Origin of the sequence: Aeromonas sp. ASNIH2 (assembly GCF_002934795.1) — a bacterium.
GTDB lineage: Bacteria > Pseudomonadota > Gammaproteobacteria > Enterobacterales > Aeromonadaceae > Aeromonas > Aeromonas caviae.
The window spans coordinates 4,247,215-4,264,248 of the sequence record NZ_CP026406.1; the positions used below are offsets into that span (position 1 = coordinate 4,247,215).

The following is a 17,034-nucleotide window of genomic DNA, read 5'->3' on the forward strand; positions in this document are numbered from 1 at the left end:
GCAACAAGCAATGGCCTTTGATTTCAGTGGCAAGCGGGTCTGGGTGACTGGGGCCGGGCGCGGCATCGGCCGCGAGGTGGCAACGCAGTTCGTGGCGGCCGGCGCAATCGTGGTGGGGCTGGATCTGGCGTTTTCCGAAGCCGACTACCCCTATGCCACCCGGCTGCTCGATATCGGCGACTCGAAGGCGGTCAACGCCTGCTGCGCAGCGCTGCTGGCAGACGGCGGGCTCGATGTGCTGGTGAACGGGGCCGGGGTACTGCGTCTCGGCCCCACCGAAACCTTAAGCGATGATGACTGGCACGACTGCATGACGGTCAACGCCAGCGGCGTCTTCTATCTGCTGCGGGCCCTGGTGCCCCACTTCAAGGGGCAGCGGCGCGGCGCCATCGTCACCATCGGCTCCAACGCCGCCCATGTGCCGCGCATGCAGATGGCGGCCTATTGCGCCTCCAAGGCGGCGGTCACCAGCCTGACCCAGACGGTGGGGCTGGAGCTGGCCCCCTTCGGCGTGCGCGCCAACCTGGTGTCGCCGGGCTCGACGGATACCCCCATGCTGCGCGGCATGCTGCCAAGCGAGGAGGCCATGGCCCGCACCATTGCCGGGTTGCCGGAGCAGTTCAAGCTCGGCATCCCCTTGCGCAAGGTCGCCACCCCGGCGGAGATCGCCCATACCGTCCTCTTCCTGGCCTCGGATCTGGCCAGCCACATCACGCTGCAGGATCTGGTCGTCGACGGCGGCGCCACCCTGAGTGCCTGAGGCTTGAGAAACAGATGAACAATATGATTTTGCTGTTGAAACAGCTGGAACGGCAGGGAGTGAAGCTTGGGCTGAACGAGAAAGGCCAGCTTATCTCCCAGTCGAGCAAGGAGGCGGTGACACCGGCCATCGGCGCCACCATCAAGGCCCACAAGGATGAGCAGGTGCGCTGCCTGGCGGCCCGCGCCGCTTTCGAAGAACCTATCGCCACCGAGGGCGCCCGGCAGGGGCCGCTCTCCTCGTCCCAGAGCGGGCTCTGGTTTATCGAGCAGTACGAGGAGGCCTCCCACCTCTACAACATGCCGGTCTATTTTCGCGTCAAGGGAGAGCTGGACACGGCGGCGCTGGAGTTTGCCTTCGACCACCTGTTTGCCCGCCACCCCAGCATGCGTACCCGCTTCATCAAGGACGAAGCGGGCAGGGGGGCCCAGGAGATCCTGCCCCATACGCCCTTCAAGTTGCACATTGAGAACGTGAGCGCAGAGCCCGCAGCCGAGCGGGAGGCCTATGTGGCCAGGCGGGTACGCGAGGAGATAGGCCGACCCTTCTCCCTGACCCAGGGGGATCTCAGTCGGGTGCACCTGATCCGCCTCGGCAGCCACGAGCACGTGCTGCTGATCACCCAGCACCACATCATCTCCGACGGCTGGTCGGTCAAGAACATGTTCGCGGATCTCAAGCGCGCCTTTCTTGCCCATCAGAACCGTGAGCCCCTGCAGGTGAGCGAGCTTCCGCTCACCTACATCGATTATGCCCGCTGGTTCAACTCGGACCGTTTCCTCGATTATCACGCCGAGTTCAAGCCGTTCTGGGTCGACCGGCTCGGTGGCAGCCCCGAGGTGCACGGTCTACCGCTCGACAAGCCGCGCCCGGCCCATCAGGACAGTGGCGGCGAGCTGGTCTTCTCCACCATTGACAACGATCTGTGGGAAAGCTTCAAGCGCCTCTGTCAGCGCCACAGCACCTCCAACTTCATCGGTCTGCACGCCCTGTTTGCCTTGCTGATGCTGCGCCAGAGCGGCGAGAAGGAGGTGGTGATCGGCACCCCGCTTGCCTATCGCGAGCGTCACGAAATCGAGTCGCTGGTGGGCTTTTTCGTCAACACCCTGGTGCTGCGCACTCAACTCAGCGGCAAGCCCAGCTTTGTCGACTATCTGCAGCAGTGCCGGGAGGAGGATCTGGCGGCCTTCGATCACCAGCTCTACCGTTTCGAGGCGCTGGCCGAGGCCATCGGCGCCGATCGCACCACCGCCATCAACCCCATCTTCCAGATCATGCTGGTCTATCAGGCCAAGGTGGACTTCAACGATCTCATCCCCGGCTGCCAGCTGGTGGAGGAGACCTCGCCGGTGCTGCCGGCCAAGACCGACATCTCGGTCAAGGTGACCGAGCTGATGGACTCCGTCAGAGTGGACTGGCTGTTTGCCACCGCCCTGTTCGAGCGAGAGACCATACAGGCCTACGCCGATCGCCTGCTGCACCTGATGCGCGCCGTGGTGGCGGCCCCCGAGACCGACATCTGGCAGTTGCCGCTGGAGGCGGGCACCGACCAGGCAGCGCTGGCCGCCGAGCTTGCCGATCTGCCGCCGGATTACCCGAGCCGCGACACCCTGCTCTGTCATATCGAGCGGCGTGCTATTCAGTTGTCGGACGCGTTGGCGGTCAGCGACTGCGCGCAATCGTTGACCTATGGCGAGCTGGAAACGCGTGCCAACCGGCTGGCCCACTGGCTGCTGGCTCAGGGCGTCACCCCGGGCGCCGCCATCGGCATCCAGGCCAGGCGCGATGTGGCCTTCGTCATCGCCCTGCTCGCCTGCTGGAAGGCGGGGGCGGCTTATGTGCCCCTCGACCCTGCCTATCCCGCCGAGCGGCTGGCCCATATCCTCACCGACGCTGGCATCAGCCTGGTGCTGGGGGGCGTGCCGGACCCACGGCTTGACGAGGCGCTGGCGGGCACGACTGCCGAATATCACGATCTGCACGGGCTGGCGCTGGACAAGATGCCAACCAGCACACCCGCACTGCCCCGGGACGCCGCCATGCTGGCCCAGATCATCTACACCTCCGGCAGCACCGGCCTGCCCAAGGGGGTCATGGTGGAGCAGGGCAGCCTGGTCAACCTGATGGCGGATCACGGCGAGCGCATCGCCCTTGGGAAGGGTGGCGCCATGTTCAACTGCATGTCCCTCTCGTTCGATGCAGGCAACATGACCACCCTGCTGCCGCTCTACTGCGGCGCGGCCCTGCACTTCGGCGAGCCGGGCGAGGGGGTGATCAGTGCCGCGATCGCTCGGGGTGCCAGCCATATGATTTTGCCGACCGCCCTGCTCGCGAATCTATTGCCAGCGGCGGATCTCGGTTCCCTCAAGGCCATCGGCTTTGGCGGCGAAGCGTGCCCGAGCAGCCTGGTGGAGCGTTGGGGGGAGCGGGTGGCCCTCTTCAACATGTACGGCCCGACCGAGTGCACCGTCACCGCGCTCTGCGCGCGGCTCACTCCGGGGGCGCCCATCACAATCGGTCGACCCGTCAACCACCTGAAGGCGCTGATCCTGGACGAGGCGGGCAACCCCTGCCCGGTGGGAGTGCCCGGCGAGCTCTGCCTGGCGGGGCTGGGGCTGGCCCGCGGCTACCTCAATCTGCCGGCGCGCACCCAGGAGGCCTTTATCGAGCTGGCGCTGGCGGAACGTACCCATCGCCTCTATCGCACCGGCGATCGGGCCCTGCTGCGCCGCGATGGCAACATCCAGTATCTGGGCCGGATAGACGAGCAGATCAAGCTGCGCGGATATCGCATCGAGCCGGGTGAGATAGAGACCCGGCTTGCCGAATTGTGCCCAGCCATTCGCCAGATCAAGGTGGTGGTGCAGGAGGGGCGCCTGCTCGCTTACGCCTGTTTGCAGGCCGGGGCAAGGGAGCCCGACGGCGACGCCCTGCTACAGCGGGCCGGCGAGTGCCTGCCCGAATACATGGTGCCGGCGCGCCTCTGCTGGCTGCCCGAGATGCCGCTCACCCCCAACGGCAAGCTGGACTTGCGCCGACTGCCCGCCATCGTCTGGCAGCAGAGCAAGGGTGAGCCACAAAACGAACTGGAGCAGACCGTGCTCGCCATCTGGCAAGGGGTGCTCAAGCAACCGCTCGGGGTGGAGGATGACTTCTTCCGGTTGGGCGGTGACTCCATCCTCAGCATCCAACTCACCACCCGGTTGCGGGATGCGGGATTGCACTGCAGCGTGAAGGACGTGTTCGAAGCCAAGACGGTGCGCCGCCTCTGCCGCCAGCTCGGCCAGCAGCAGGCGGTCAGCCACAGGAGCGAGCAGGGCAGCCTGACGGGCGAGTTCCCGCTCCACCCCATCCAGCACTGGTTCTTCGAGCAGGGCTTTGCCAAATCCGGTCACTGGAACCAGGGGGTGATCCTGCGCCTGCCGGCCGGGGTGGACGATGAGGACCTGCGCGGCTGGCTGAATGCCCTGCGCCAGCACCACGATGCCCTGCGTCTGGCGGTGACCCCGACCGGCCAGCGCTACCTGGCCGAACTGCCATTGCCGCCGCTGCCGACCCTGGATGCCGCCAATCTCGATGAGGCTGAGCTGCAAGCCCGCCTGACCGAGCTGCAGGGAGATCTGGATCCTGCCAGCGGCCACACCCTGGCCTGGGCCCGCCTGCGCAATCTCTCCTTGGAGGGGGATCGGGAGGGCGAGACGGTGGAGGGGCTCTTCCTTGCCTTCCACCACCTGGTCATCGATGCGGTCTCCTGGCGCATCCTGGCCGAGGATCTGGCCCGGGTGAGCAGGGGTGAGCCGCTGCCCGCCAAGGGCAGCAGCTATCGCCAGTGGGGTGAGGGGCTCGCGGCCTACGCCAAACGGGAAGAGGATCAGCTTGGCTTCTGGCTGGCTCAGGGGGAAGGCAGCCAGGGTCACCTGCTGGAAGCGGCGCGCGCCACCGATGGCCGCGCCGCCGCCAGCCTGCTGCAACTGAGTCAGGAGACCACGGCTCGTCTTATCGACGCCGCCAACCAGGCCTACTTTACCCGGGTGCCCGACCTGCTGCTGGCGGCCCTGACCCGTACCCTGAGCGAGCTGGGTTACGGCAGCCGTCACTGCGTGATGCTGGAAGGGCACGGCCGCGAGGCCATCGATGCTGAACTGGACGTGAGCCGTACCCTCGGCTGGTTTACCAGCACCTACCCGCTGGCGCTGGCGGATGCCAAGGAGTGGGATGCGCTGGTGTGCGCCACCAAGGAACAGCTGCGCGCCGTGCCGGACAAGGGGGTGGGCTTCAACGCCCTGCGACTGCACCACCCCCGTGGTTGGGCACTGCCCGAAGCCCTGATCGTCTTCAACTACCTGGGGGTCAGCCATCAGGGCGAGGCCGCTCAGCCCTGGCAGCCCCTGCCGCTGGCGCCGGGGGCACCTACGTCCCCTGACAACCTGCCGCGCGAGCTGGTCAGCCTGCACGGGGGCGTGTTTGATGGCCGCCTCACCCTGCGCCAGGTCGGCGCCCTCAACCAGCAAGGGAGCGACGCTCTGATGGCGCGGCTGGCGGACAACCTGACGGCGCTGGTGGAGCACTGCTGCAACCTGAAGGCGCCGCGCCATACCCCGAGCGACTTCCCGGGGCTTGACCTCTCGCAAGCTGGGCTCGATCGGGTGCTGGCCGGGCGCGAGGTGGAGACCCTGCTGCCCATGACCTCGCTTCAGCAGAGCATGTTCCATCACAGGGCGCTGCTGCCCCGGGATCACGCCTATCACCTGCAGACCGAAATCGACTATCACCAGCCGCTGGACGTGGCGGTCTACCGTCAGGCCTGGCAGGGGCAGATTGCCCGCTGGCCGGCCCTTCGCAGCGAACTGGTACTGGCGGACGGGGTGGCGCTGCAGCGCATTCTCAAGCACGCCGAGTTGCCATTCCACTATGAGGACTTGTCCGAGGTGGGAAATGCAGAGACACGGGTCCAGGCATACCGCGAGCAGGATCTGGCCCGCCCGATCCCGCTGGAGCAGGCCCCCCTGCTGCGCCTTGCCTGTTTCAAATTGGCCCCCGATCACCACAAGGTGATCTTCAGCGCCCATCACGGCGTGCTGGATGGCTGGAGCGGTCCCGTGTTGCTGGGCTCCCTGCATCGCGGCTATCAGGCGCTGATGAACGGCCTGTTGCCGCAGCGCGAGCCGGATACCGCCTGGCTCGAATTTGGCCGCCATATCGCCAGCCAAGCCCGCAGCGCCGACGCCTACTGGCAGGGGCGGGGCGAGCTCTTGGCAACGCCCAACGATCTCGCCTGCCTGTTCGGGGTGACGCTGGACGCGGGCTCAAGCGGGCGCCATACCCAGCAGCGACCGGCGGTGTGCGCCACGTCGTTGCCGGCCGAGGTGGCGACCCTGCTCGCCCATCGTGCCCGCGACCTTGGCGTGACCGCGGGCCTGTTGGCCCAATATGCCTGGCACCGTCTGCTGGCACGCCGCTCTGGCGATGCCATCACCCTGGTGGGCAACGTGACCCCGGGTAGGGATTACCCCATCGAGGGGATCACCGCGAGCGTCGGGCTCTATATCAACAGCCTGCCACTGGCCCTGGCGTGGCGCACCGAGTTGAGCTTGGCCGAGCATATCGCCCTGTTGCAGACCGACCTGATGGCACTCAATGAGCACGGCACCCAGTCGCTGGCGGCACTGACCAAAGGCCGGGCGCGTCTGTTCCAGAGTCTGTTCGTGTTCGAGAACTATCCCATGCCGGCGGCCCCTGTCGCCCCCGAACCTCACCAGCTGGTGCCACGCTTTGGCGCCGTGGTGGAGAAGGTGGAGCTGCCGCTCTCCTTGGTGGTCAGCAGCCGGGGTGAGACGCTCCAGTTGCGCCTCGAGTTCGATGGCGAGCAGATCCCCGAGGCCCGGGCAGAGGCGGTGCTGGCTGACTGGCTGGCCGAGCTCGACTGGCTGGCGCAGGCGGATCTGGGCCAACCGGCCAGAGTGGCGACGGCACAGCCCCCGGTGATGCCGCAGGTGGTCGCCACCAGGGCGGAGCCCAGCCTGGCTCAGCCGCCGGCCGAGGCCCGCGCGCTGGTGGCCCTGTGGGAGCGCCAGTGCGGCGTGCCCGGCATCTGGCAGCAGACCCTGTGTGAACTCGGGGTGGATTCGGTGCAGCAGCTCGCCCTGCTGGCGGCCCTCAACGAGGCGTTCGCGCAGGATCGGGCGCCGCTCACCCTGCAGACCCTCAAGGCCCACCCATCCCCCAGCCGGCTCTATCGGCACTGGCTGGTGCGCCAAACGGAGGCCGCGCTATGACGATGACCATCAAGCATAAGGCTCCGGCCGTGTCACCCATGAGAGGCGCCCCCAAGGGGACGGCCAACCTGGGGGCGCGGCTGGCGGCTTGTCTGGCCGCCAGCCCGCTGGCCCCCGCCATCCATATGGGCGGATCAGATGAGCAGTGGCTCAGCTACGGCGCGCTCAATGCCAGAGTCGGCGAGATTGCCGCCCGATTGCAGGGGCTGGCGGTGGGGGAGCGGGTCGGCCTCTATCTCTCCCGCAGCCCCGATCTGGTGGCCAGCCTGCTGGCCTGCCTGCGGCTTGGCCTCACCTTCGTGCCCCTTGAGCCGGACTTTCCGGTGGCGCGGCTGCAGGGGATCGCCCGTCAGGCGCGCCTGTCGGCGGTGATCTGCGACGGTGACAGACCGGCTCCCGCCTTCGGTTGTCCGCTGCGCACCCTCGATGGGCCGGCAGCGGTAGGGCCCGTCTCCTGGCCTCAGGTGGATGACGCCCTGGCTGCCTACATGATATTCACCTCGGGCTCCACCGGCGAGCCCAAGGGGGTGATCATCAGCCGGCGGGCCCTGCTCTGCTTCCTCGACGGGATCCGCGAGCGGCTCGGGCTCTCACCGAGCTGCCACTGGCTCTTCATCACCACCCCGGCCTTCGACATCTCCCTGCTGGAGATGCTGGGGCCGCTCTGGAGCGGTGGCCGGCTCACGGTGGCCGGCGGCGAGTACAACAAGGATTCGCTGGGGATGCAGGCCTTGGTCGAGGCCGACCCCTCCATCAACTGGCTGCAGGCCACCCCGGCCTGCTGGCGCATGCTGCTCAAAGCGGGCTGGCAGGGGCGCAATACCCTCACCGCCCTGTGCGGCGGCGAGGCGCTGGACTCAGGGTTGGCCGAGCAGCTCTGTGCCCGCACCCGGCGGCTGTGGAACTGCTACGGGCCGACCGAGGCCACCGTCTGGTCGCTGGTGAGCGAGGTGCGCTGGCCACCGGTCGATGGTCAGATCACCATCAGCCACAGCCTGCCCGGCTATCGGCACTGGGTGCTGGACGAGGCGGGGCAGCCGGTGGCAGAGGGGGAGTGCGGCGAGCTCTGCATCGAGAGCCCGGCCCTGTGCGAGGGGTACTGGCGCAAGCCGGCCTTGACCAGCGCCGCCTTCCTGCGCCTTGCCACCCATCGCCTCTATCGCACCGGTGATCGGGTGCGCCTCCTTGGGGCGGACCGCTTCCTCTATCTGGGACGGCGCGACGATCAGGTCAAGCTGCGGGGTTTTCGCATCGAGCTCGGCGAGGTGGAGGCGGGACTGCGCCGCCAGGCCGGAGTGCAGGAGGCGGCGGTGCGTCTGGTGGGTGAGGAGGACGAGGCCATGCTGGTGGGCTACGTGGAGGCGAAAAGCGGGGTGACGCTCAATCGCCTCGCCCTGCGCAAGGGGCTGCAGGCGACGCTGCCTCACTACATGGTGCCGGCGCGGCTTATCCTGCTGGATGCCCTGCCCAAGACCGGTAGCGGCAAGCTCGACAGAAAGGCGTTGCCATTGCCGGAGTAGACGGCCTTGCCGAGCCATGGATAAAAAGAAGCCCGCATCATGCGGGCTTCTTGTTGGCCGTCAACCGAGGGGGGATTAGTGAGCGATGGGGGCGGCATCCGGTTTGGTCAGCAGGCGCTCGACGTCGTCGATCACCTTGAGGGCCGCCTGGGGGCCGCCGGTGGAGGTCCAGAGTGACCCGTCCACGGCGCCGAAGCGCTTGCCCTTGATGGCGCCGAGCTGCTGGAAGGCCGGGGTCTGCTCGGCCTGCTTCATGGCATCCACCGCATCCCCGCTGGTGCTGAGGGTGCCGATCACCAGCCAGTCACCGTCCAGCAGGTTGAGGGATTCGAGGCTCAGGGCCGGGGAGTGGGGGCTCTTGTCGCCAATCTGGTGGGAGGGTCGGGTGAGCCCCATCTCGGTGACCACGCTGCTGGCAAAGGTGCCGCCGTGCATGTAGCTCGGCCCCTTGGGGTTCCAGCGCACTATGCTCATCTGTTCCCCCTGATGCTGTGCAAGCTTGCTGCGGGCCTCTGCCAGGCGAGCCTCATACCGGGTGAGGAACGCCTTGGCCTCGGCCCCCCGGTTCATCGCGTCGGCACTGCGGTCGAACACGGTTTTCCAGGGCTCGCCCCAGTTGCCGGTGACGACGGTGGGGGCGATCTCCTTGAGCAGGGCCAGGAGCTCGGGCTTGGTCTGGCCGGTGAGGATGAGGTCCGGCTCCAGATCGATGAGGGTCTCCAGATTGGGGTTGTCCAGATCCCCGACCACGGCGATCTCCTTGCCCGCCTTGCCCAGCAGATAGCGGGGCAGGGTGGACTGGCCGCGTCCATTGACGGTGCCTACCGGCTGCACCCCCAGAGTCAGGGCGCTGTCGAGATCGAGTTCGCTCAACACGACGACTCGCCGGGGCGCATCGGGGACGCTCTGGGGCTGGCCGTTGGCATCGATGACCTGGCGGCTGCCCGCCTGGGCTTGGAAGCCCGTCAGGCTGGCCAGCATGAGCAAGGTGGCCAGCGGGGAGAAGATCTTCATGGTGACATCCTTATGGGTGAAATCGGTGGGCCGGAGTCTGTGGAAAGTGCCTGAGAGCCGCCCGGCCAGCCCCGAATGGGCGGGGACATGCTACCACAAAGCAAGTGAGAAACGTTGTCATTTGTATTTGTGGCATGACCTCGGCTTGCTTTGGTACCATCGCAGGCCCCTGTCAGGAGCCTTTCATGTTGCCTCGTTGTCCCTCACTCGATGGACCCTTTGTCCGTCAATTCGATACCTTGTGCCTGCCGGGTCTTGAGACGCTGCCTCTTCATCGGGTCTGTTTTGATCCCGCCGCCTTCTCGCCGGAGTGCTTTGGGGCGCAGGGCATCATCCTGCCTGCTTCATTGCAGGGGGCTGCCCCCAGGCGCCTCGGGGAGTTTCTGGCAGGGCGTCTCGCAGCCCGTGAGGCCCTGCGACCCTTCGGTCTTGCAGGATGCAGCGTGGCCATCGGCGCTGCCCGGGAGCCACTCTGGCCTGAAGGGGTGGAGGGGAGCATCAGCCACAGCCAGCTGGCGGGGCAGGGGCTGGCCCTGTGTGCGGTGCGCCCGGGCCAGGAGGGAATCGGGCTGGATCTGGAGGCCTGGCTCGATGGCGACCAAGGGGCGAAGCTCTGGCCCGGCATCATGGATGGGGAGGAGTGGGGACGGCTGGAGGCGGGGGCTCACGACGCCCAGCTGAGCCTGGCAGAGGGACTGACTCTGGTTTTTTCCGCCAAGGAGAGCCTCTTCAAGGGGCTCTATTCCCGGGTGGGGCGCTACTTTGACTTTCTCGATGCCCGCTGGCTCGCCATGACGGCGCAGACTCTCACCCTGGAGCTCAAATGCCCGCTGACGCCGACCCTGCCAGCCGGCTGGCGCGCCACCCTGCACTGGCAAGCCCTGCCGGGGGGCGTGCTCACCGTCTTGCTGCTGTGAGCACGATGCCAGCGCCCGGATAACGCCAACGCAAAGCCCAGAGAAAGAAACCGCCATCAGGCGGTTTCTTTCTCTGGCACAGGGTATGGCTCAGGCCGACACGCCATGGTCGGCGCGCAGGCGAGGCACTTCGTCAGCCCGTCGGCGGGGCACGATGACAGGGGCCCCGTCGCCGGGGGCGTGCAGTATGTCCACATCGGTCTGGTAGAGGCGATCGATGAGGGGCTTGGTCACCACCTCCCGGGCCGGGCCCATGGCCTGGATGGCGCCATCCCCCAGAGCAATCAGCTCGTCACAGTAGCGGGCGGCGGTGGCGAGATCGTGGATGACGATAAGCACCGTCTTGCCCTCGGCGGCGACCCGATGGATGGCTTCCATCACCTCGGTCTGGTGGCCGATGTCCAGCGCGCTGGTGGGCTCGTCCAGCAAGATGATGTCCGCATCCTGGGCCAGCACCATGGCGAGCCACACCCGCTGGGCCTGACCGCCGGACAGCGAACTGGCGCTCTGGTGCCAGATGGCATCAAGCTGCATCCGCTCCCGGGCCCAGTCCACCATGCGGGCATCTTCCTCGCTCCACTGATTGAACCAGCCCTGATGGGGATGGCGGCCATATTGCACCAGCTGCTCCACCAGGATACCGGGGGGGACCAGGGGGCGCTGGGGCAGATAGGCGAGTTCCCGAGCCAGGGCTTTGGCGCCATAGGCACCGAGTGGCTTCTCCTTGAGCAGGATCTCCCCGGACCGGGGTTGCTCCTGTCCCGCAAGGAGCTTGAGCAGCGTGGATTTGCCACCGCCGTTGGGGCCGACGATCCCCACCAGCTTGCCCCGGGGGAGGGAGAAGGAGATCTCCTTGAAGATGGTCTTTTGCGGGTAGCCGAACTGGAGTCGGTTCACGGTGAGCGTCATCGGGCGGCCCTCGGTCTGTATTGAAAATGGATGAATGCCATGGTCAGTCGGCCTTCTGGCGATCTTTGAGCAGGATGAAGAGCAGCAGCAGGCCGCCGAGAATGCGGGTCATGATGCCGGTGGCCACCTCGTGGGGGCTGGCCAGCACCCGCACCAGGGTGTCGCTTGCGAGCAGCATCAGGGCGCCGCACAGGGCGGCAATCCAGAGCGGCACGATGCGATCCCGGCTGAGCCAGGAGGCAAGGATGGGGGCCGCCATGGCGATGAAGACCACGGGGCCACCGATGGCGGTGCCAAGGGCTGCGACGATGATGGCCTGGGCCAGCACCCCCAGCTGCACCCGGTTCACGTTGACCCCGAGAGTACGGGCGGTGACCGGTCCCAGGCGCAGCACACCGAGGGAGCGGGAGAGACAGACGGTCCAGGGGCAGATGAGCAGGAGCAGCAGGCTCACCGGCAGCAAGGTGCCATAGCCCTGACCGACGAAGTTGCCCATGTTCCACAGATAGAGGCTGGTGAGGTGCACCAGGGACTGAGTGGACATGACGAACTGGCCGAGGGCGTTCATCAGCTCCGAGACCCCGATGCCGATCACCACGAACAGGTAGCCCTGCTCCCCCGGCTTGTTGCACAGGGCATAAAGCACGACGGCGGCAAACAGGGCGCCGAAGGGGGCGGCCCACCAGGGCCAGGTGCCCAGCGTCAGATAGAGGGAGAAGATGATGATGGCCAGGGATGCCCCCTCGTTGACCCCGATCATGTCCGGGGTGGCGAGGCGGTTGCGCACCAGGGTCTGCACCAGGCAGCCCGAGAGTCCCATGGCGGCGCCGGCCACCAGCACCGCCAACAGGCGCGGCAGTCGGATCTTGAAGACGGTCACCTGATCGAGTCGGCTTCCCTCCCCGAGCAGGGTCTGGATCACCCCCATCATGGTGATCTTGCCGGAACCCAGGGTGAGGGCCAGCAGGGAGAGCAGAGTGAGGGTGACCAGGAGCCACAGGGTGATGAGCCAGGCGCGGCGGTGCAGCAACAGGGTGCGGCTGCCAAGGCGAAGGCAGAGGGTGCCGCTCGGGAGTGAGAGAGAGTTCTTCATGGGCGTGGCACCTTATTTGACGGCCAGCAGGGAGCGGAAGCCGCCGCTGCGCACCACCAGGATGAGCACAGGCGCCCCGATGAGCGCCAGAATGACGCCGTTGGGCAGCTCGTAGGGCTGGATAAGCCAGCGGGCCAGCACATCGGCACCGAGCAGAAAGAGCACCCCGAACAGGGCAGAGAAGCGCACCTGGATGGCGAGGCGAACCGGCTCCACCAGGCGGGCGCAGTAGGCGGCGAGGAAGCCGACAAAGCCGATGGGACCGGCGATGGCGATGGCGCAGGCGGTGAAGAGCGTTGCGGCCAAGAGCACGCCGATCCGCACCCGGGTGGGGCGGATGCCGAGGGCCCTGGACTGGTGATCCCCCATCTGCATCAGGGTGAGAGGGCGACAGAGCGCCAGGGTCAGCAGCAGGGCGGCCAGGGCGAAGGGGACCACGGTGAGTACCGCTTCCAGACTGGAGGCGGCAAGGGACCCTAAGTTCCAGAAGCGGAACTGCTCCAGCACCACCCGGTTGGAGAGCAACAGGAAGTTGGAAAGACCGCCGAAGGTGGCGGAGAGGGCGACTCCTACCAGGATGAGCTTGAGGGGGTTGGAGCGCCCCACCATGAGGCCGAGGCCCAGCACGATGAGGTTGCCGAGCAGGGCCCCCATGCCGGACCAGAGCAGATACCCGTAGGCGGATTCGACGCCAAACCAGGTGAGGCCGATCACCAGGGCAAAGACGGCGCCGGCATTGACCCCGAGCAGGCCGGGTTCGGCCAGGGGGTTGCGGGTGGCACTTTGCAGCATGGAAGCCGCCAGGGAGAGTGATGCCCCCACCACCAGGGCTGCCAGGGTACGGGGCAGGCGCAGGGTATGGACTATCATGGCGAGCTTTTCATCGGCCACGAAGGCGGGATCGCCCATCAGGAAACCGGCGACCTCGCGGCCACCATAGACACCGGCCCCGGTGGCCAGTGACAGACAAATCAGCAGGAAGAGGAGCAGCACGCCGAGCCAGAACAGCCGAGCTTGGTATCTGAGCACTCAATGACTCCTTGAATTCGGGGAGGCAGAAACGCAAAAAGGGAGCCCCGCGACCGGGGCTCCCGCATACAGGATGGATTACAGCTTGTAATCGACCCCTGCGTAGACGGTGCGACCTTCCAGGATGAAGTCGGCGTCGGTCGCCACCTCGTCACGCTGGGTGTTGGTGAGGTTGGTGATGCCGAGCTTGAAGTCCAGGGCCGGCGTGACGGTCCACTTGGTGTTCACGTCCAGGGTCTGGTAGTGCTTGGAGGTGAATGCCTGGGCGTTGCGGGCCGGCACCTTGATCACCTGGCTGCCGACATACTGCCAGGCCAGGTTGGCGCTGACGACGTCGCTCGCCTTCCAGTCCAGGCCGATGTTGCCGGTGTGATCCGGGGTCTTGGCCAGATCGTCACCCGTGCTCTTGTCTTCGGAGTCCAGCAGGGTCAGGTTGCCGGTCAGCTGCACGTTGTCCAGCACGTCGAACCAGCCGGTCAGCTCCAGCCCCTTGATGCGGGCCTTCTTGACGTTGAGGTAGGTCATGACGGTCGGACGGTAGCCCGGGCCCCACTGATCGCTCTGGATCAGATCCTCGATCTCGTTGTGGAAGCCGGTCACGCCTGCACCGAAGCGATCGGCGTTGTAGGCGGTGCCAAGCTCGTAGCTGACGGAGGTTTCCGGCTTCAGATCCGGGTTGCCTATCACCTTGCAGGCGCCGCGGCAGGCGGTGGTGGCGAACCCTTCGCTGGACTGGGCCAGGGTCGGGGCCTTGAACGCCTTGCCGGCGCCGCCCTTGATCACCCACTCGTCACTCAGGGAGTAGAGGGCGTAGGCACGGGGGCTGAACTCGTTGCCATAGGTCTCGTGGTGATCCAGACGGCCGGAGAGCGTCAGGGCCAGATCCCCAAAGCCGAACTCGTCTTGCAGGTAGAGAGCGCTCTGGCTCGCATCCACGCTGCCGTTCTGGATGCTGCGGCTGTGCTCCAGCTCGGTCTTGCGGAACTCTGCACCCGAGGTCAGCAGGTGATCCCCGAGGTAGCCGCTCAACTGGCCATCCACCGTGTTGTTGGTCTGGGTGATGTCGGCGGCACCACCGTTGAGCTGGGAGTCATCCATCAGATCGGTCTGCTCGAAGTAGTAACGAGCGCGGCTGTCGAAGTGTTCCCAACGGCCGTTATGGGTCAGCCCCAGGCTCAGGCGATCGAGTTTCTGCACGTTGTGGGGGGTGGCCGGTGCGGTCGGGGCACGGGGCACGTTGTTGAAGTAGCTGTCCATGTCGTTCTGGTTGTAACCCAGATCGAAGTCGATGTCCTGGTTGTCGGCCACCAGCCACTTCAGGCTGGAGAGCACGTTGACCACTTCCCGTTTCTCCAGGGCGTCGGCATCCGGGTTATTGGACTGATCGCTCTTCCAGCGATCCCGCTGATAGCCTTCCACCACCACGCTGCCCAGCAGCTTGTTGTCGATCAGGGCGCCGGAGACGAAGGCGCTACCCTGGTTGGCATCCCCGCCATCCCCCTTGGTGGGCATGGTGTGGGTGTAGCCGACGGCCGCTTCGGTGTTCTCCTTGGCCTGGCGCAGGATCACGTTGACCACGCCGCCGAGGGCATCGGCCCCGTACAGGGAGGAGACGGGACCGCGGATCACTTCGATGCGCTCGATGGCGGCCATGGGGATGGAGCTCAGGTCGAAGTCGTTGCCAAAGGAGCTGCCCAGGGTCTCGCGGGCGTTGACCCGCTTGCCGTTGACCAGCAGCAGGGTGTAGTCACCGCCCATGCCGCGGATCTTGATCTCGTTGCGACCCGTGGGGTTGGTGCCGATGATGTTGACACCGGGCACGTGCTTGAGGGCATCGCCGATGTTGTTGACGTTCATCTTGTCCAGATCGGCGCGGGTGACCACGGAGACGCTGGCCGGGGCGGTCAGCTCGGTGTGCTTGGTCTGGGTGGCGGTGACCACCACCGTCTCGTTGGCCTTGACGGACTCGGCCTGGGCCAGGCCCGGTACGGCCAGCAGACCAAGGGAGAGCAGAATGGGGTTCAGTTTAAAGAGGCCGTGCTGCAACTGCATTGTCAAAAACTCCATGGATATAACTGAGGTTATGGGGTCCGGATTCTTCTGATCCGGTGCTCACTGACTTCCTTGTCTGGCGGTGCCAGAGGCAGGATTATTGTTATCTCTTGTGCTCTTCAGGCTCCGGATGAGGAACCAGACACCGGCGCAGGCCACCAGGGTGCACGCAATGTTGATCCAGGCCAGGGTGGGGAAACCGTGCAGTGCGCCCCCCTCGTCGGAGACCAGATATCTGGCGGAGAACAGGCTGCCGAGGCCCGCCGCCACATTGGTGACCGAGCCCTGGAAAGACATGAAGGCGGCGCGCTGATGGGGGGCCGGAATGGCCGCCGTGACCGCGAGGGTGGTGCTGGCACGGGCGGAGCTCAGGGCCATGAAGAGGGTGAACAGCAGATAGAGAGGCAGGCCTGCTGGCAAGGCAAAGCCCACCAGGGTGATCAGGGCCAGGGCCAGGCTGGTGAGCAGGATGGCGCCCTGGGCGCGGCCCTGATCGATCCAGCCGCCGCACAGGCGCATGGTGGCCATGCTGGCAAGGCCGCCGCACAGATAGAGGCTGGCGATCTGCTCGCGTGGGAAACCCAGGTTGAACTGGAAGTAGTTGGCAAAGTGCGGAATGAGCAGGAAGTGGCCGAACATCTGCAGGCAGAGGATGAAGAGGGCTCCCTGGCAGAGCGGTGACCCCAGCAACTGGCGCATCCCCTGGCCTGCCGGGGCCCGGTTGACCGGCAGGGACGGCAGCCAGATGGCACACAGCAGGGCCAGCAGCAGGCCCCCTGCACCAAACAAGAGGAAGGGGCTCTGCCAGCCAGACCACTGAGCCAGCACGAGGGCCGCGGGCACGATCAGAATGGCGGCCAGGGAAAACGCCATGCCCACGTAGGCGAGACGGCGGCCCCGCTCGGCGGGCGGTACCAGATCCAGCACCGCCGCCATCAGGATGGCCCCCAGGGGGCCGGCCACGCAGCCGGACAGGATGAAAAGCAGCAGCAGTGTCTGGCTATCCTCGGCCAGGGCGCAAGCCATCAAGAGCAGGAAGCGCAGGACCAGCAGTACCAGCAGAGCGGGTTTGCGGTTGACCCGATCGAGCCAGGGGGCGGCCAGGAGGCCCAGCAGAGCGGCGCCCAGGGTGGCGCCGCCGCTGAAGTAACCTGTCTGCTCCGGCAGCATCCCCAGGCGGGTTACCAGTTCCGGGCCAAGGGGCATCACCATCATCATGCAGCCCATGGAGAGCATGTTGATGAGCAGCGCCAGGTGGATGGCGGCAGGGGTGGATGCGACGGATTCTGGCTTCATCAGAGGCTGACTCGAAAAAATGAGTCCGAATTGTATCCGAGGGTTTTTGTTGTGACAACAAATGATAACCATTTTTATTTGTATTGATTGGTATCTTAACGAGTCTTTATCAGGTGCCTCTGTATGGGGTTGCATACCAGGCCCGTTGCAATCGGGGCGCCATGGACCA

The 17,034-nt window shown here is 66.2% G+C and carries 10 protein-coding genes; 4 read left to right on the forward strand and 6 right to left on the reverse strand.

The window, feature by feature from the left end:
• The first annotated feature begins 10 nt into the window (after window positions 1–10).
• The 3 genes from amoA to amoH are packed head-to-tail and all read left to right on the forward strand — an operon-like array spanning window position 11 to window position 8,555.
• On the forward strand, window positions 11–760 hold the full coding sequence (gene amoA / locus C3F36_RS20320) for an amonabactin biosynthesis protein AmoA (RefSeq protein ID WP_104455800.1): 750 nt from the start codon (window positions 11–13) through the stop codon (window positions 758–760).
• 14 nt (window positions 761–774) lie between these two features.
• The gene (gene amoG, locus C3F36_RS20325; protein WP_104455801.1) at window positions 775–7,035 is read left to right on the forward strand and encodes an amonabactin biosynthesis non-ribosomal peptide synthetase AmoG; all 6,261 of its coding nucleotides are present in this window, start codon (window positions 775–777) and stop codon (window positions 7,033–7,035) included.
• Window positions 7,032–8,555 (forward strand): amonabactin biosynthesis glycine adenylation protein AmoH, encoded by a 1,524-nt coding sequence (amoH, locus tag C3F36_RS20330; RefSeq protein WP_104455802.1) that lies wholly within the window; start codon window positions 7,032–7,034, stop codon window positions 8,553–8,555. Before amoG ends, amoH begins: the two co-directional genes overlap by 4 nt.
• Before the next feature lie 75 nt (window positions 8,556–8,630).
• Here amoH and C3F36_RS20335 read toward each other — a convergent pair whose 3' ends face one another.
• Window positions 8,631–9,569: an ABC transporter substrate-binding protein gene (locus C3F36_RS20335; protein WP_104455803.1), complete on the reverse strand. Its 939-nt coding sequence runs from the start codon at window positions 9,567–9,569 to the stop codon at window positions 8,631–8,633.
• A 185-nt stretch (window positions 9,570–9,754) separates the two neighbouring features.
• On the opposite strand from C3F36_RS20335, the gene C3F36_RS20340 reads away from it, so the two are divergent.
• A complete protein-coding gene (locus C3F36_RS20340; protein ID WP_104455804.1) occupies window positions 9,755–10,486 on the forward strand; it encodes a 4'-phosphopantetheinyl transferase family protein in 732 nt (243 codons plus the stop codon).
• 90 nt (window positions 10,487–10,576) lie between these two features.
• On the opposite strand, the gene C3F36_RS20345 is transcribed toward C3F36_RS20340, so the two are convergent.
• From C3F36_RS20345 to C3F36_RS20365, 5 genes are all read right to left on the reverse strand, one after another.
• Window positions 10,577–11,395, reverse strand: coding sequence for an amonabactin ABC transporter ATP-binding protein (locus C3F36_RS20345; protein ID WP_010674442.1), 819 nt, complete (start codon window positions 11,393–11,395; stop codon window positions 10,577–10,579).
• Window positions 11,396–11,438: 43 nt separating this feature from the next.
• Window positions 11,439–12,488, reverse strand: coding sequence for an amonabactin ABC transporter permease subunit 1 (locus C3F36_RS20350; protein ID WP_104455805.1), 1,050 nt, complete (start codon window positions 12,486–12,488; stop codon window positions 11,439–11,441).
• A gap of 12 nt (window positions 12,489–12,500) precedes the next feature.
• Entirely contained in the window at window positions 12,501–13,517 is a 1,017-nt protein-coding gene (locus C3F36_RS20355) for an amonabactin ABC transporter permease subunit 2 (RefSeq protein ID WP_010674444.1), read from the reverse strand.
• Window positions 13,518–13,595: 78 nt separating this feature from the next.
• The gene (locus C3F36_RS20360; RefSeq protein ID WP_042017256.1) at window positions 13,596–15,569 is read right to left on the reverse strand and encodes a siderophore amonabactin TonB-dependent receptor; all 1,974 of its coding nucleotides are present in this window, start codon (window positions 15,567–15,569) and stop codon (window positions 13,596–13,598) included.
• Window positions 15,570–15,629: 60 nt separating this feature from the next.
• Window positions 15,630–16,865 (reverse strand): MFS transporter, encoded by a 1,236-nt coding sequence (locus C3F36_RS20365; protein WP_104455806.1) that lies wholly within the window; start codon window positions 16,863–16,865, stop codon window positions 15,630–15,632.
• Window positions 16,866–17,034 lie beyond the last annotated feature (169 nt).

Excerpts from the sequence above, each read along its gene's own strand:
- amoG (WP_104455801.1), top strand. The coding sequence starts at position 775 with ATGAACAATATGATTTTGCTGTTGAAACAGCTGGAACGGCAGGGAGTG.
- amoA (WP_104455800.1), top strand. The coding sequence starts at position 11 with ATGGCCTTTGATTTCAGTGGCAAGCGGGTCTGGGTGACTGGGGCCGGG.
- C3F36_RS20340 (WP_104455804.1), top strand. The coding sequence starts at position 9,755 with ATGTTGCCTCGTTGTCCCTCACTCGATGGACCCTTTGTCCGTCAATTC.
- C3F36_RS20350 (WP_104455805.1), bottom strand. The coding sequence starts at position 12,488 with ATGAAGAACTCTCTCTCACTCCCGAGCGGCACCCTCTGCCTTCGCCTT.
- C3F36_RS20365 (WP_104455806.1), bottom strand. The coding sequence starts at position 16,865 with ATGAAGCCAGAATCCGTCGCATCCACCCCTGCCGCCATCCACCTGGCG.
- C3F36_RS20345 (WP_010674442.1), bottom strand. The coding sequence starts at position 11,395 with ATGACGCTCACCGTGAACCGACTCCAGTTCGGCTACCCGCAAAAGACC.
- amoH (WP_104455802.1), top strand. The coding sequence starts at position 7,032 with ATGACGATGACCATCAAGCATAAGGCTCCGGCCGTGTCACCCATGAGA.
- C3F36_RS20335 (WP_104455803.1), bottom strand. The coding sequence starts at position 9,569 with ATGAAGATCTTCTCCCCGCTGGCCACCTTGCTCATGCTGGCCAGCCTG.
- C3F36_RS20360 (WP_042017256.1), bottom strand. The coding sequence starts at position 15,569 with ATGCAGTTGCAGCACGGCCTCTTTAAACTGAACCCCATTCTGCTCTCC.